Raw genomic sequence first — 14,299 nt, 5'->3', positions numbered from 1 at the left:
GCGGGCGAAACCTCTCGCGCCGCCCCGTGAAACACCGCGCGCCAAAACTGCCATCGCACAGACCCAGGGCACGGGAGGACGATGTGCTGAACGCAGGAGACACCGCATGGGTACTGGCCAGCGCCGCGCTGGTCATGCTCATGACACCGGGATTGGCCTTCTTCTACGGCGGTATGGTCCGCGCGAAGAGCGTCTTGAACATGCTGATGATGAACTTCATCGCGCTGGCCGTGGTGGGGGTGCTGTGGGCGCTGTACGGCTTCTCGATGTCGTTCGGCGACGACGCCTTCGGTGGCCTGCTCGGTAACTTCCACTTCGCCGGCTTGGAGAACACCTTCGGGAAGCTCGCCGGCTTCGCGGTCGCCGCGACCGACTCGGCGCCCGCCGTGGCCTGGCCCGGCACCGATGCGCTGCCGGTGCTCGCGTTCGTCATGTTCCAGCTGATGTTCGCCATCATCACGCCCGCGCTGATCTCCGGCGCCATCGCCGACCGCGCGAAGTTCTGGGGCTGGACGCTGTTCGTCGTCATCTGGGTGACGGTCGTCTACTTCCCGGTCGCGCACTGGGTGTTCTCCTTCAACGGCTTCATCGGCGAAAACTCCGTCGGCGGCTGGATCGCCAACAACCTCAAGGCACTCGACTTCGCCGGTGGGACCGCGGTCCACATCAACGCCGGTGCCGCGGGTCTCGCGCTGGCGATCGTGCTCGGCAAGCGCAAGGGCTGGCCGAAGGACACCGGCCGTCCGCACAACGTCCCGTTCGTGCTGCTCGGTGCGTCCCTGCTGTGGTTCGGCTGGTACGGCTTCAACGCCGGTTCGGCGCTGGCCGCCAACGACCTCGCCGCCGTCGCGTTCACCAACACCACCGTCGCGACCGCCGCGGCCGTCCTCGGCTGGCTGCTGGTCGAGCAGCTCAAGTTCGGCAAGCCGACCACCCTCGGCGCGGCGTCCGGCGCGGTCGCCGGCCTCGTCGCCATCACCCCGGCCTGTGGTTTCGTGAGCCCGCTCGGCGCCATCGCGATCGGCCTGATCGCCGGTGTCGTCTGCGCGCTGGCCATCTCGCTCAAGTTCAAGCTCGGCCTCGACGACTCGCTCGACGTCGTCGGCGTCCACCTGGTCGGCGGCATCGTCGGCACGCTGCTCATCGGCTTCTTCGGCACCACCAGTGTCAACGCGCTCGGCGCCGACGGCCTCTTCTACGGCGGCGGGTTCACCCAGCTGGGTCGCCAGGCGCTGGCAGCCGGTGCGGTGCTCGTGTACTCCTTCGTCCTGTCCTTCATCATCGGCTTCGCGATCAAGAAGGCGGGCGGCTTCCGCGTCAGCACCGAGGACGAGGTCTCCGGCATCGACGAGGCACAGCACGCGGAGAGCGCGTACGACTTCACCGGTTCGGGCGGCGGCCTCGGCCAGCCGACGATCATCCCGGTCAAGTCCGCCACCGGCACCGCGAAACTCGAGGAGAGCAAGGCATGAAGCTCATCACGGCGATTGTCAAGCCGTTCACGCTCGACGACGTCCGCTCCGCGCTGGAGCAGCTGGGCGTGCTGGGCATGACGGTTAGCGAGGTCCAGGGCTACGGCCGGCAGAAGGGCCACACCGAGGTCTACCGCGGCGCGGAGTACTCGGTGGACTTCGTGGCCAAGCTGAAGATCGAGGTCGTCACGGACGACACCAACGTCGAGAAGGTCCTCGAAGCCATCACGACGGCCGCGCACACCGGCAAGATCGGTGACGGCAAGGTGTGGGTGACCCCGGTCGAGACGGTGATCCGCGTACGGACCGGCGAGCGCGGCACGGACGCTCTCTAGGGCGTCCGGGATGGCCGACGGGGGCGAACTGGTCAAGGCCACCGAGCGTTTGCTCGAGGGCAGGCACGGGAGGCTGGGGGCGTCCGCACTGCGGGCGGCCCTGGTCGACCTCTACGAGTTCTGGCTGGGCAGGGGAGCCTCGGCGGCCGGCGTCGACACCGCGGAACCGGGTGTCGCGCTGGTCGCCGTGGGCGGGCTCGGCCGCCGGGAGCTGGTGCCGTTCTCCGATCTCGACCTGCTGCTGGTGCACAACGGCAACAGCGGCGTCGGCGAGATCGCGGACGCGCTCTGGTATCCCTTGTGGGACGCGAAAGTCGGGCTGGACCACTCGGTCCGCACACCCGGCGAAGCACTGAAGGTCGCTTCGGAGGACCTTCGCACGGCCATGGGCCTGCTCGACGCCCGGCACCTCGCCGGGGACGCCGAGCTGTCCGGCCGCCTGGTTTCCGCGGCGCGCGACCAGTGGCGCCGCACCGCGCGCAAGCAGATCCCGGACATGACGGCGTCGGTCCGGCAGCGCTGGAGCCGCAGCGGCGAGATCGCGCAGTCCGCCGAACCCGACCTCAAGCACGGGCGGGGCGGCCTGCGGGACTTCGCCGTCCTGGAAGCACTGGCCGCGGCGCAGCTCACCGCGCGGCCCGGCGAAGAACTCCTGGAAGCCAAGGAGCTGCTGCTGGACGTCCGCACCGAGCTGCGGCGGGAGATCCGGCGCGAACGGGACGTCCTGTCCGCGCCGGAGGCCGAGTTGGTGGCCGCCGAACTCGGGTTCGGCGACCGGTTCACGTTGGCGCGCAAGCTTTCCGGTGCGGGACGCACGATCGCGTATGCGCTCGACGTCGCACTCAGGTCCACTGTGGAGCTGCCGAAGCCGCGGTTCGGGCGACGTCCGTCGCGCACCCCGCTCGCCGAAGGCGTTGTGCTGCACGGGAACGAGGTCTCGCTCGCCCGTGACGCCGTGCCAGCGAAGGATCCCGCGCTGCTGCTGCGGGTCGCCGCCGCGTCGGCGCGCACGGGCAAGCCGATCGCGCTCGGCACGCTCAAGGCGCTCGGGGAAACGGCGCCCGAGCTGCGTGCGCCGTGGCCGCCCGACGCGCTGAACGCCCTGGTCGAGCTGCTCGGCGCGGGGGAGGGCCTGGTCGACGCGGTCGAGTCGCTCGACCGGACCGGCCTGTGGGCCCGGCTGTTCCCCGAGTGGGGCGCGGTCCGCGACCTCCCGCCGCGGTCGCCGGTGCACCAGTGGACGGTCGACCGGCACCTCGTGCGCACCTGCGTCGAGGCGGCCAAGCTGACCACGACGGTGTCGCGGCCGGACCTGCTGCTGATCGGCGCGCTGCTGCACGACATCGGCAAGGGCCGCGACGCCGACCACTCGGAGCTCGGCGCCAAGATCTCCGCCCAGGTCGCGACGCGGCTCGGGCTGAGCACGGCGGACGCGGCGACGGTGTCGGCGATGGTCCGCCACCACCTCCTGCTGCCGCACACCGCGACGCGCCGCGACATCAGCGAGCCGGAGACGGTCGCGCGCGTGGTGAAGACCCTGGACAGCGACATCGTCCTGGTCGAGCTGCTGCACGCGCTCACCCAGGCCGACTCGCTGGCCACCGGCCCCGGCGTCTGGACGGACTGGAAGGCGCGGCTGCTCGCCGAGCTCGTCACGGGCTGCGAGGAAGTGTTGCGCGGCAAGGGTTTCACCGCACCCGAGCCGATGGACGACGAACAACGCGAGCTCGTCGCGCAGGCCGTCGCGTCGGGCAACGGCGAGATCCGGATCAGCGCGCACGGCAAGGTGGTCACGGTGCTGCTGGCCGTGCCGGCCCGCGCGGAGCTGCTGGCGCCGGCGGCCGGGGTGCTGGCGCTGAACTCGATGGAGGTGCATTCGGCGGTCCTGCGCGGGCACGACGGTGGCCGCGCCGGGGTGTTCACGGCGTCGCCGAAGTTCGGGTCGTTGCCGGACGCGACGCTGTTGCGCGAGCAGTTCGCCCGCGCGGTCGCCGGCACGCTCCCGCTGACCCAGCGCCTGGCGGCGAAGGAACGCGACTACGGTTCGCCGGCTCCGGTCGCGCCGAAGGTGCTGTGGTTCGACGACGAGACGAGCGGGCCCGACACGGTGGTCCTCGAGCTGCGTGCGGCCGACCGGATCGGCCTGCTGTTCCGGGTCGCGGGGGCATTGCGCCGGTGCGACGCGGAGGTGCGCTGGGCGAAGGTCTCGACGCTGGGTGGCGCGGTGGTGGACTCGTTCGCGGTGACGCCCCGGAGCGGCCGCATCGAGCCAGGGTGGCGGCGCGAGGTGGAGCAGGCGATCCAGGCCGCGGCTTCCTAGCCGGACGGCCGGGCCGCGGCCTTCGGCCCGGTGGCGCGGGCTGCGAGGTGAGTCGGCTTGCGGCGACCGGGCCGGGGCTGCGGCTTTCGGTCCAGCGGCCCAGGCGCGAGGTGAGCTGGCTCGCGGCAACCCTCGTGATCGCAGCCCGGGTCGCGGTCTTCGGCCCGGCTCGGGTGGTGCCGCAAGCAACCCGGCCTTGGCAACCCCGGCCGCTACGCCGGCGCCCCTACCCAGCGGTGCAAACTCTCCTCCAAGCCCGGCCCGCCGTTCCAAGCGATGTACCCGTCCGGCCGGACGAGCCGAGGTGCCGCCCCCTCTCGGCCCTCGACCCGTCCGGCCCAGCCCGGCGGCACCGCCGCACCCACCAGCACAGCGCGGCCGTCCGCCGAAACAGGGATGTCGGCGCGGCCCGTGATCCCCGGGTACGTCACGCCGATGCCCGACAGCTCCGCCGCGACCGCGCGCCGCGCCTCGGGGACCGCCAGCAGCTCCGTGAACACCTGCCGGACCGCCGCCGCGTCCGGGTCCGGTATGCCCAGGACCGCCTGGGCTCTCGTGCTGACCAGCACGCGCGCCGCGATCGGGTGGCGCTCGGCGTGGTAGCTGTCGAGCAACCCCTCCGGTGCCGTGCCGCGGACCGTCGCCGCCAGCTTCCAGCCCAGGTTCACCGCGTCCTGCAGGCCCAGGTTCAGACCCTGGCCGCCGACCGGGAGATGGACGTGCGCCGCGTCGCCCGCGAACAGCACGCGTCCGTGGCGGTACTGCTCCAGCTGACGGGACGCGTCGCCGAAACGCGACGCCCACAGCACCTCGCCCACCAGTACCCCCGGGCCGTGCGCCGCGGTCAAGGCGCGCTGCACCTCCTCCACCGTGACCGGGGCGTCGCGGCCGAGCCGTTGCTGTTCCTCGCCGAAGACGATCGTGCGGTAGCGGCCTCCGGACAGCGGCAGCAGGTAGCCCGATCCCGACGACGGCAACGTCCAGTCCTCGGCCAGGCCGGCCGGTTTGGCGGACAGGGTGACGTCCGCGACGACCAGCGAGATCCGCGCCGGGCTGCCGGGGAACGCTGCGCCCAGCAGCGTCCGGACCGTGCTGTGCCCGCCGTCGGCCGCGACCAGCCAGCCGGCCCGGTACTCGCGGCCGCCCGCGGTGACCGTGACGCCCTCGTCGTCCTGCGTCACGGCGGTGACGGCCGCGTCGCGCAGCACCGGTGTGCGCAGCCGCGCCTCGATCGCCGCCGTGACGTGGGCCTGCTCCACGCCGAGCTGGTACGGGAAGCACGTCGGCAGGTCGGTGTAGTCGATCGGGACGCCCGAGAAGTGCCCGGCGGGCAGCTTCGCCTGCACGTGCGGCTCGATCGCGGCGAGCAGGCCGCGGTCGGCCAGCACCTCGACCGACCGCGGCTGCAGGCCGAGGGCCTTCGACTGCGTGGTGGGCTCGGCGTCTCGCTCCACCACCAGCACGTCGACGCCGGCGCGTTCCAGCTCGAACGCGGTCAGCAGGCCGGTCGGGCCCGCGCCCGCGATGAGGACGTCAGGCATCGAGGTTCTCCTTGCGGAGGTACCAGACGTGCCACGCGATCAGCACGGCCAGCGCGCCGAACCACGTCACGTTGGTGACCAGCGAGATGAGGTCGATCGGCAGCGTGTAGACGAGCACGATGTGCACCACCGCGCTGCCCAGCAGCACCGCACCCCACGCGGCGGTGTTGATCCGCAGGCCGCGCCGGAACCGGGCGTCGGTGTCCCAGCGGCCCGCCCACGCGTCCGCCCCTTCGGCGCCGCGCTTGACCTCGGCGATCGTGCGGCCGAGCGTCAGCTGCGCCGGACGGCCGATGAAGACCGTCACCAGCATCCACGCGCCGAACAAGCCACCCAGCGCCGCGGTCCAGCCTTCGCGGATCACCAGCGTGCGCGGGTCGTCCGACAGCAGGCCGAGCACGACCGACAGCACCAGCACGCTCAGCGTGACCAGGGCGACGAGGTCGACCTTGCGGTTGCGGGCGATGGTCCACAGCACGTACGGCGCGGCGACGAGGACACCGGCCATCAGCGCCCACCACTGGCTCACGCCCGCGGCGCGCAGGCCGTAGAACAGCGCCATCGGCACGACCACTTCGAACACGACGTTCAGCACGTTGGCGCGGACGACCCGGCGCAGGCCGGCGTCGGGTTCGGTCTTCTGCTCGATCATCATTGCGATCCCCCAGCGGATTCGGGTGCGGTCGCCCGCACGTACAGGTCGGCGAGCTCGCGGCCGATGCGCTTGAGCTCGTCGGGTTCGGGCACGTTCGCCGCCGCGGTGGCGACGACGGCGTCGAGCCCGGCGGTGAACGAGAGCGCCGCGGTCCGGGCGTCGAAGGGGCCGAACGCGCCGGCCGCCTGCCCCGTGCGGAAGTGCTCTTCGAACAGCGCGAGCCGCCCGTTGACGGCCTCGCTCTGCGAGCCGGCGTTCTTGACGAGGTCGATCAGCGCCCGCAGCTCGGTGGCGTGCTCGCCGACGAGCTCGACGTTCGCCTCGACGAAGGCGCGCAGCTGGGCGACGTGCCCGACCGCGGCGTCGATCCGCGGCTGCATGAACGCCCCGGTGATCTCTTCGATCTCGGTGACGCACGCCTTGAGCAGGTCTTCCTTGCCCGCGAAGTGGTAGCTGATCATGCCGGTGCTCGACAGGCCGGCGTGCTTCGCGATCCGGCTGAACGACGCCTTGAGGTAACCGGCTTCGGCGATCACGGCGATCGCCGCCCGCACGATCTGGGCCCGCCTGCCGGACTCGGTGAACGTTCTTGCTCGCATGAGCAAAATTTAGCTCAGTCGAGCAAATCTGACAAGTCGCCTGGTCAGAGGCCGAAAATGGGGGAGATCAGGCGGGGGCGGTGCCGTCGACGACCTGGTTGCGGCCCGCGTCCTTCGCGCGGTACAGCGCCTTGTCCGCGGCCTGCAGCAACCGGTCGACGGCCGTGCCGCCGTCCGGGTAGGTCGCGACGCCGATGGACGCCGACAGGCCGCCGATCGCGCGGATGTGGCTGCCGTCCTCGTACTCGACCCGCAGGGACTCGATCGCCGAGCGGATGCGCTCCGCCACCGCCAAGACCGCCGCCGGGCCGATGTCCGGCAGCAGGACGACGAACTCCTCGCCGCCGAAGCGGCCCACCGAGTCGTAGTCGCGGACCGCGCTCTTGATCGTCGCCGCGACCGCGCGCAGCACGGTGTCGCCCGCCAGGTGCCCGTGCTCGTCGTTGATCAGCTTGAAGTAGTCCAGGTCGATCATCAGCACGCCGAACGTGCTGCGCGTGCTCCGCTGGGCGCGGGCCAGTTCGCGCGACGCGAGCAGGTGCCACCCGGTCGTGTTGAACAGGCCCGTCTTCTCGTCGGTCGTCGCGGCGATCTCCAGCTGCTTGATCAGCACCGCCCGGTGCAGCACCAGCAGCGGCGGCACGATCGCGAGGGCGAGCGCGGGCAGCGTCGCCAGCGTCAACGCCGTGAGCAGGCCCAGGCAGAGCGTCGCGATCTCGAGGAGGTTGTCGCCGAGGCCGCCGAAGAACGCCTTGACCGAGCGCTGGGTGATCGTCAGCGCCGGGAGGATCGTGATCGCCGCGACCAGGAAGTACGTCACCGCGGCCAGCGTGATGGCGGTGACGCCGCGCCAGCCCGCCGTCAGTGCCGCGTACATGTCCGGCACGCCGAGGCGGCTCAGGACGAGCTCGGCCGAGTAGCAGGTGACGACGACCAGCGTCGCGTTCAGCGTCGTCCGGAACGGCGGGACGCGCTTCATCCGCGCGAGGCTGCGCGTCGCCAGGTGCGTGTACAGGACGGCGATCAGCGCCGTGACCAGCGCGGGCGGCAGGAGCAGCACGCCGGCGAACGTCCAGACCGACGTCAGGTTGATGTGCGGGGTGTCGGACACCAGACGGCGGACGCGTTCGATCTTGCGGCCCAGCTCGGCCTGCAGCACGCCGAGGCTCGCGAGGACGGCGAAGACGATCGCGTCCCAGCCGTGCGCGGGCACGGCGACGGCGGTCCAGACGGTGGCCACGAGGGCGACGGACTCGACGAGGAAGCAGTAGAAGATCAGCGATCCGCGCTGCCGCCAGAGGGTCCAGTGAGCAGGGTTCAGCGCCCCTCGGATCCGGCCCGCTCGGGGTTCGGCCGGACGGGCGCCGTCCATACTCAAGGCGGTGCAACTCCCCTGGGTGAGCTGACGATCCGCGTCCACTTCACCACATCGGGCGACCCGGATCGACGATTGCCACACGTTCGGAGCAGCGAAGGGAGACCGCCATGCGCAACCGCGAGTCCTGACGCCCCGGCCGATGTCCGCGCGACGCCGGAAGGAGGCCGTCATGCGCAACCGCGAGTCCTGAGCCGCCGCCCCCGTCCCACCGCCCGAGAGGAGAGCTGCCGTGCGCAACCGCGAGTCCTGAACCGCCGCAGTCCAGTCCCGCCGCCCGAAAGGAGCCGTGCCGTGCGCAACCGCGAGTCCTGAAAACCGACGTCCCGCCGCTACGCGCGAGAGGAGAGCCCCGTGCGCAACCGCGAGTCCTGAACCCGCAGGTCAACCGTCCGTCCGCCCGGAAGGAGCCGCGCCGTGCGCAACCGCGAGTCCTGAACCCGCCGCCACCCAGTCCATCCCGCACGAGAGGGGATCGTCACCATGCGCAACCGTGAGTCCTGAAGGAGCCGCGGGCCCGGGTGGGGCCGCTCAGGCGGTCGCCCCGCCGTCGACCACCAGGTCGTGCCCCACGGTGAAGGCCGCTTCGTCCGAAGCCAGCCACAGCACCGCGGCGGCCACCTCGGCGGTGGCTCCCACCCGGCCCAGCGGGATCGCCCCCTTGAGCCGTTCCGCGCGATCGGCGTCCGTCTCGCCGGGGCGCCGTGACATGTCCGTGTCGGTCGCGCCCGGGCTGACCGCGTTGATGCGGACGCCTTCGGCGATGTGGTCGCGCGCCGCCGTGCGGGTCAGCGCGCTCACCGCCGCCTTCGACGCCGCGTAGGCCGCCATGTTCGGCAGCCTCCCGTGGGCGCCGATGTTCGACGCGATGTTGACGATCGCGCCGCCGCCGTGGTCCCGCATGTGCGCGACTTCGTGCTTCAAGCACAGCCACGTCCCCGTGACGTTCGTGGCCAGCACCGCGTCGAAGCCGTCCTCGTCGAGGTCCGCGGCCGGGGCCGGCGAGCCGAGGATGCCCGCGTTGTTGACCGCGACGTGCAGCCCGCCGTGCCGCGCGACGACCGTCCCGACCATCCGCGCCACGTCCGCCGGATCGGTGACGTCGACCGTCACCGAGTCCCCGCCGATCTCCTTCACCGCGGCGGCGAGCCGCTGCTCGTCGCGCCCGGCGACGACCACCGTCGCGCCCTCCGCGGCGAACGCCCGCGCGGTGTCCCGTCCGATGCCCGAGCTGCCGCCGGTCACCAGGACGACCTTGCCCGCGAACCGTGCCCCCATCGTGTACCTTCTTTCTGGTCTGATCAGTCTTGAATGAGCCGCATTGCTTGCGAGATGGCGGCGTCCAGCCGGCTCGCCGCGTCCGTGCCCTTGCCCAGGACGCGCAGGCCCTGCAGGACGGTGAGCAGGAACCGCGCCAGTGACGCCGGATCGCTGCCGGCCGGAAGTTCGCCCTGGGACCGACCGCGCTCCAGCGCCATGGTGAGCGCGACCTCGAGGGTGTCCCAGCTGCGTTCCACCAGCCGCGCGACCTCGGGGTCGTGGGGGAGCAGTTCGATCGCCGCGTTGACGACGAAGCAGCCCATCCTGGTCTCGTCGCCGAGGATTTCCGCCCGGTAGCCGTCGAAAAGCCGGCGCACCGCGGCCACGCCCGAACCCGGTCCCGACAGCTCGGCCATGACCCGGGCGTCGGTCCGCTCGGCGTACCGCTTCAGCGCCGCCACGTAGAAGTCGTGCTTCGTGCCGAAAGTGGCGTACAGGCTCGCCTTCGCGACGCCGAGGTGCGTGACGAGGTCGCTGACCGACGTCGCTTCGTAACCCTGACGCCGGAAGAGTGTGAGCGCGGCATCGCACGTCTCGTCGACGTCGAACTCCTTGACCCGGGACATGCTCGCAACCCTACGGCTTACTAGAACGGTCGGTCAAATATGCAGGCGGCGGTGTGTCGTCTCCGATGACAGCGGGTGCGGTGGCACCATGGCTGCTCTGACCGGTCCGAGGGGGTGAGTGGTGCACGACGTGACGCTGCCGCCGACGGTCGTCGCCACCCACCTGCGCTCCTGCGCCGAGGAGCTCGCCGCGAGCCTGCGCTGCGGCGGCCCGGGCGCCACGACCGCCGAGCTCACCGACGTCGTCGCCCACCTGGTCGCCGGTCAGGAAGCCATTTCCCACGCGCTCGCCGGCCTCGCCGCCCGCGTCGAAGGCGGGGCGAACGCGCTCGCCGCGGCCCCGCCGCTGGACGTCGAGGTCGTCACCGAAGTGCTCCGCGCGGCCGCCATCGCCGCCCGCTGTTCGGCGGAAGCGCTCGACGAGGTCACGCCGTCGTTCGAATGTGTGAGCGAATCCGTCGCGCCTGACACCCGTTTGTAGCTGTCGGCGCGCGCGGCTCGCTGTCTAGCCTGGGAGCTGCGGAGGTGGCTCGCATGCGCGCGATCTGGACGGGCACGATCGGGTTCGGCGGCTACGCCGTTCCGGTGAAGGCGTACAGCGCGACCGAAGACCGTGAGATCCCGCTGCACCAGGTCCACGAGGCCGACGGCGGCCGCGTCCGGGTGAAGCGCGTCTGCGAGGTCGACGGCGCCGAGGTGCCGCCCGAGCAGATGGTCCGCGGGTACGCCGTCCCGGGCGGTGACGTCGTCCTGCTGTCGGACCACGAGCTCGCGTCGCTGCCGATGCCCGGCCGCACGATCGCGATCCGCGGGTTCGCGCCGCTCGCCGACGTCGACCCGATCTGGTTCGCGAAGAGCTACTACCTGGAGCCGGAGCCGGCGGGCACGAAGCCGTACGTGCTGTTCAGCGAGGCCCTGCAGCAGTCCGGCCGGATCGCGCTGGTCACCGTCGCGCTGCGCCGCCGCGAGACCCTCGGCGCGCTGCGCGTGCGCGATCAGGTGATCGTGCTGGAGACGATGCTGTGGCCGGACGAGGTCCGCACACCCGACTTCCCGTTCCGCCACGCCGACGTCGACATCCGGCCGGGTGAACTCCGGCGCGCGGTGCACCTCGTCGAGGAGCTGACCGGCGAATTCGACCCCGGCCGCTACCCCGACCGTTACCGCGAAGCGTTCCAGGCGTTGGTCCAGGCGAAGATCGACGGCGCGGAGGTCGTCCAGCCGACGGCGGCCGAGCAGGCCGAGGGTGTCACGCGGCTGCTGGCGGCGCTGCAGGAGACGGCGTCCGAAGCCGAGGACGCGCGCAACGCGGCCGTGGCGAAGGCGAAAGCCGCCGCGTCGAGAGCGGCGAAGGCGCGTACGACGGCGAAGCGAGCGGCGACGCGAAGCCGCACGAAGACGCCTTGAGTATTACTACCCACGGGTAATTGAGGGTTCTCCCACTGCTGACCGGGTACCCGGTCGCGGCAGACTTCGTCCTGCCAGCGGGTACCGGACCGCAGGCAGGGGGGAGAACCGGACGGCCCCTGGGGAGGTGAGCCGTCCGGGGACCAGGGTTCCGGGGCGGGCCGACGGAGGAGCGGCCCGTTCCCGGAACCCGCGTCGCACCGCGGGGAGGCGGTGTGCACGCCGGATCGCCGCCGTGGAGGGATCGAGGGGTCTCCGCGGCGGCTATCCGGCGTCCGCGACCCGCAGCATCAGTTCCGAAGCCAGGCTCAGCAGCTGCCGTTCGGTCGGCGAGAGCGTCGCCTCGATCGCGCCGGCCAGCCAGCGCTCGCGGCGGATGCTGTACTCGCGCAGCACCTCGAGGCCCGCCGGCGTGATGCTCACCAGCGAACGGCGCCCGTCCTGCGGGTCCGGCGTGCGCGTCACCAGCTCCCGTTCGGTCACCCACGCGAGGATCCGCGTCAGCGACTGCGGCTGCAGCCGTTCGGCCTCGGCCAGCTCGGTCGGCGTGTGCGTGCCCGCCCGGTAGAGCCTGCTCAGCACGGCCAGCACCGCCGGCCCCGGGCCGTTCAGGTCCCGTTCCGCGCGCATCCGCCAGTTCAGCCGTCCGACGCCCTCGCGCACCCGGTGGGCCAGCTCGGCCAGCTCGGGGTCCGCGCTGACCGGTGCTGCGACGTCGGGTTCGGGCTGCATGGCCCCAGGTTAGGCGGTTCCCCGGACCAGCCGGGCATAACGCCCGTCGCGCGCCAGCAGCTCGTCGTGCGTCCCGCGTTCGACGATCCGGCCCTCGTGCAGCACCACGATCTGGTCGGCGTGCTCCACAGTGGACAGCCGGTGCGCGATCGTCAGCGTCGTGCGGCCCGCGGCGAGCCGGTCGAGCTCGGCCTGCACCGAGCGTTCCGTGCGCGTGTCGAGCGCGCTGGTCGCCTCGTCGAGGATCAGCACCGGCGGGTTGCGCAGCAGGATCCGCGCGATCGCCATCCGCTGCTTCTCGCCGCCGGAGAAGCGGTAGCCGCGCTGGCCGACGACGGTGTCGTAGCCCTCGGGCAGCCCGGCGAGCGTGTCGTGGATGTGCGCGGCCTTCGCGGCCGCCTCGATCTCCTCGTCGGTCGCGTCCGGTTTCGCGAAGCGCAGGTTCTCCCGGACGGTGTCGTGGAACAGGTACGTCTCCTGCGACACCATCCCGACGCCCGCCGCGAGCGAGGCCAGGGTGACGTCGCGGACGTCGGTGCCGTCGATCGTCACCGACCCGTCGCTCACCTCGTACAGCCGCGCGACCAGGTAGGCGAGTGTCGTCTTGCCGGAGCCGGTCGAGCCGACCAGCGCCGTGGTGGTCCCGGCCGGGACGTCGAGGTCGATGTCCTGCAGCGTCAGCGGGCCTTCGTCGTCGTAGCGGAACGAGACGCCGCGCATGGAGACGTCGCCGCGGCGCACGTCCAGCGTGCCCGCGCCCGGCTTGTCGCCGATCTCCACCGGCAGGTCGAGGACCTCGAAGATGCGCCCGAACAGCGCCTTCGACGTCGCCACGTTCTGCCCGATCGTCTGCATCGCGCTCGCCGGGGCGACCAGCCGGTTGAGCATGCTGGTGAACGCCACGACCGTGCCGAGCGAGATCGGGGACGCCCCGCCCGCCAGCGCCAGCCCGGCGATCCAGTAGACCAGCGCCGGGATGACGGTCAGGCTCATCGCCCGCGACGCGATCTGCCACCGTCCGGCCAGCGCCGCCGCTCGTTCGAGTGACGCGATCTCCCGCGACTCCTCGCCGAACCGCTCGCGCATCGCCCGTTCGTTGCCCATCGTCTTGGCGAGCAGCACGCCGGTGACCGACAGGGACTCCTCGACCATCGTCGTCAGCCGGGCCATCCGACGGGTCCGGCCGCGGGCGAGCGTCCGCCGCTTCTTGCCCAGCCGCAGCGTGAACAGCAGGAACAGCGGGACGACGATCAGCGAGAGCGCCGCGAGCTGCCAGTCGAGGAGGATCAGCGCGACGGTGATGGCGATCGTCGTGGTCGCGTTCTGCACCATCGACCCGGCGGTCGTCGTGATGACGTTGTCGACGCCGCCGATGTCGTTGAACACCCGCGAGAGCACTTCGCCGCTCTTCGTCCGGGTGAAGAAGCCGAGCGACATCCGCTGCAGGTGGCCGTAGACCGCCACGCGCAGCTCGTTCATCACGCGCTGCCCGATCGTGTTGGACAGCCCGGTGGTGGCCACGCCCAGCGACGCGCTGCCGGCCGCGCAGGCGATCATCCCGCCCGCCAGGAGGCTCAGCAGCAGCGTGTCGCGATGGGGCAGGGCGTCGTCGAGGATCTCGCGCAGCAGGAACGGGGAGGCCACCCCGAGCCCGGCCTGCACGACGATCAGCGCGAACAACGCGGCGAGGGGGCCGCGGTGCGCGCGGAACAGGCCGGCGATCCGCCGGAGGGGGACCGGATCGTCGGTGTCGGCGGCCGGTTCGGCGAGCGACGGCCGGGGTCTGGTCGCTGAAGTCATACACGCATGTTTACCGATCGCCGGAGTGGTTGCCAGCGAATTAGGGAAGTTAAAGCCACTTTTACTCGAACTCGCGCGTGATGTAGTACACCTCTGTGTACTAATCGCGTACGCGACCTTCGCGTACCCGTGAGGCGGGGGAGCCGGAGCGACTACCCTCGGGAGAGCCGGCTTCGT

The 14,299-nt window shown here is 71.7% G+C and carries 13 protein-coding genes; 5 read left to right on the top strand and 8 right to left on the bottom strand.

The window, feature by feature from the left end; genetic code table 11:
* Nucleotides 1-83: 83 nt before the first annotated feature.
* The 3 genes from ACIQWX_RS41275 to ACIQWX_RS41265 are packed head-to-tail and all read left to right on the top strand — an operon-like array spanning nt 84 to nt 4,127.
* A complete protein-coding gene (locus ACIQWX_RS41275; RefSeq protein ID WP_400883427.1) occupies nt 84-1,472 on the top strand; it encodes an ammonium transporter in 1,389 nt (462 codons plus the stop codon).
* Nucleotides 1,469-1,807 carry a P-II family nitrogen regulator gene (locus ACIQWX_RS41270; protein ID WP_086677886.1) on the top strand — a complete coding sequence of 113 codons (339 nt, stop codon included), beginning with the start codon at nt 1,469-1,471 and terminating at the stop codon, nt 1,805-1,807. The genes ACIQWX_RS41275 and ACIQWX_RS41270 overlap by 4 nt, the downstream gene beginning before the upstream one ends.
* A 10-nt stretch (nt 1,808-1,817) precedes the next feature.
* On the top strand, nt 1,818-4,127 hold the full coding sequence (locus ACIQWX_RS41265) for a [protein-PII] uridylyltransferase (RefSeq protein WP_400883424.1): 2,310 nt from the start codon (nt 1,818-1,820) through the stop codon (nt 4,125-4,127).
* A 212-nt stretch (nt 4,128-4,339) separates the two neighbouring features.
* Here the strand turns inward: ACIQWX_RS41265 and ACIQWX_RS41260 are convergent, their stop codons facing one another.
* The 6 genes from ACIQWX_RS41260 to ACIQWX_RS41235 all read right to left on the bottom strand — a co-directional run bounded on the left by ACIQWX_RS41260 (nt 4,340) and on the right by ACIQWX_RS41235 (nt 10,183).
* A complete protein-coding gene (locus tag ACIQWX_RS41260) occupies nt 4,340-5,668 on the bottom strand; it encodes an FAD-dependent oxidoreductase (RefSeq protein ID WP_400883421.1) in 1,329 nt (442 codons plus the stop codon).
* On the bottom strand, nt 5,661-6,323 hold the full coding sequence (locus ACIQWX_RS41255) for a VC0807 family protein (protein ID WP_400883418.1): 663 nt from the start codon (nt 6,321-6,323) through the stop codon (nt 5,661-5,663). The genes ACIQWX_RS41260 and ACIQWX_RS41255 overlap by 8 nt, the downstream gene beginning before the upstream one ends.
* A complete protein-coding gene (locus ACIQWX_RS41250; RefSeq protein ID WP_400883415.1) occupies nt 6,320-6,922 on the bottom strand; it encodes a TetR/AcrR family transcriptional regulator in 603 nt (200 codons plus the stop codon). The genes ACIQWX_RS41255 and ACIQWX_RS41250 overlap by 4 nt, the downstream gene beginning before the upstream one ends.
* A 67-nt stretch (nt 6,923-6,989) precedes the next feature.
* Nucleotides 6,990-8,294, bottom strand: coding sequence for a diguanylate cyclase (locus tag ACIQWX_RS41245; protein ID WP_400883412.1), 1,305 nt, complete (start codon nt 8,292-8,294; stop codon nt 6,990-6,992).
* A 534-nt stretch (nt 8,295-8,828) separates the two neighbouring features.
* Nucleotides 8,829-9,575: a glucose 1-dehydrogenase gene (locus ACIQWX_RS41240; protein ID WP_400883410.1), complete on the bottom strand. Its 747-nt coding sequence runs from the start codon at nt 9,573-9,575 to the stop codon at nt 8,829-8,831.
* 23 nt (nt 9,576-9,598) lie between these two features.
* Entirely contained in the window at nt 9,599-10,183 is a 585-nt protein-coding gene (locus ACIQWX_RS41235; protein WP_400883407.1) for a TetR/AcrR family transcriptional regulator, read from the bottom strand.
* A 121-nt stretch (nt 10,184-10,304) separates the two neighbouring features.
* On the opposite strand from ACIQWX_RS41235, the gene ACIQWX_RS41230 reads away from it, so the two are divergent.
* Nucleotides 10,305-10,664, top strand: coding sequence for a hypothetical protein (locus ACIQWX_RS41230; protein WP_400883404.1), 360 nt, complete (start codon nt 10,305-10,307; stop codon nt 10,662-10,664).
* Nucleotides 10,665-10,717: 53 nt separating this feature from the next.
* Nucleotides 10,718-11,590 carry a Ku protein gene (locus tag ACIQWX_RS41225; RefSeq protein WP_400883402.1) on the top strand — a complete coding sequence of 291 codons (873 nt, stop codon included), beginning with the start codon at nt 10,718-10,720 and terminating at the stop codon, nt 11,588-11,590.
* Between the two features lie 264 nt (nt 11,591-11,854).
* On the opposite strand, the gene ACIQWX_RS41220 is transcribed toward ACIQWX_RS41225, so the two are convergent.
* Both ACIQWX_RS41220 and ACIQWX_RS41215 read right to left on the bottom strand, forming a co-directional pair.
* On the bottom strand, nt 11,855-12,322 hold the full coding sequence (locus ACIQWX_RS41220) for a MarR family winged helix-turn-helix transcriptional regulator (protein ID WP_400883400.1): 468 nt from the start codon (nt 12,320-12,322) through the stop codon (nt 11,855-11,857).
* A 9-nt stretch (nt 12,323-12,331) separates the two neighbouring features.
* Nucleotides 12,332-14,122: an ABC transporter ATP-binding protein gene (locus ACIQWX_RS41215; protein WP_400883398.1), complete on the bottom strand. Its 1,791-nt coding sequence runs from the start codon at nt 14,120-14,122 to the stop codon at nt 12,332-12,334.
* Between the last annotated feature and the right edge of the window lie 177 nt (nt 14,123-14,299).

It is taken from the genome of Amycolatopsis sp. NPDC098790, from assembly GCF_044759945.1.
GTDB lineage: Bacteria > Actinomycetota > Actinomycetes > Mycobacteriales > Pseudonocardiaceae > Amycolatopsis.
The sequence above is the reverse complement of the archived record's forward strand: the minus strand, read 5'-3'. Positions and strand labels throughout refer to the sequence as shown.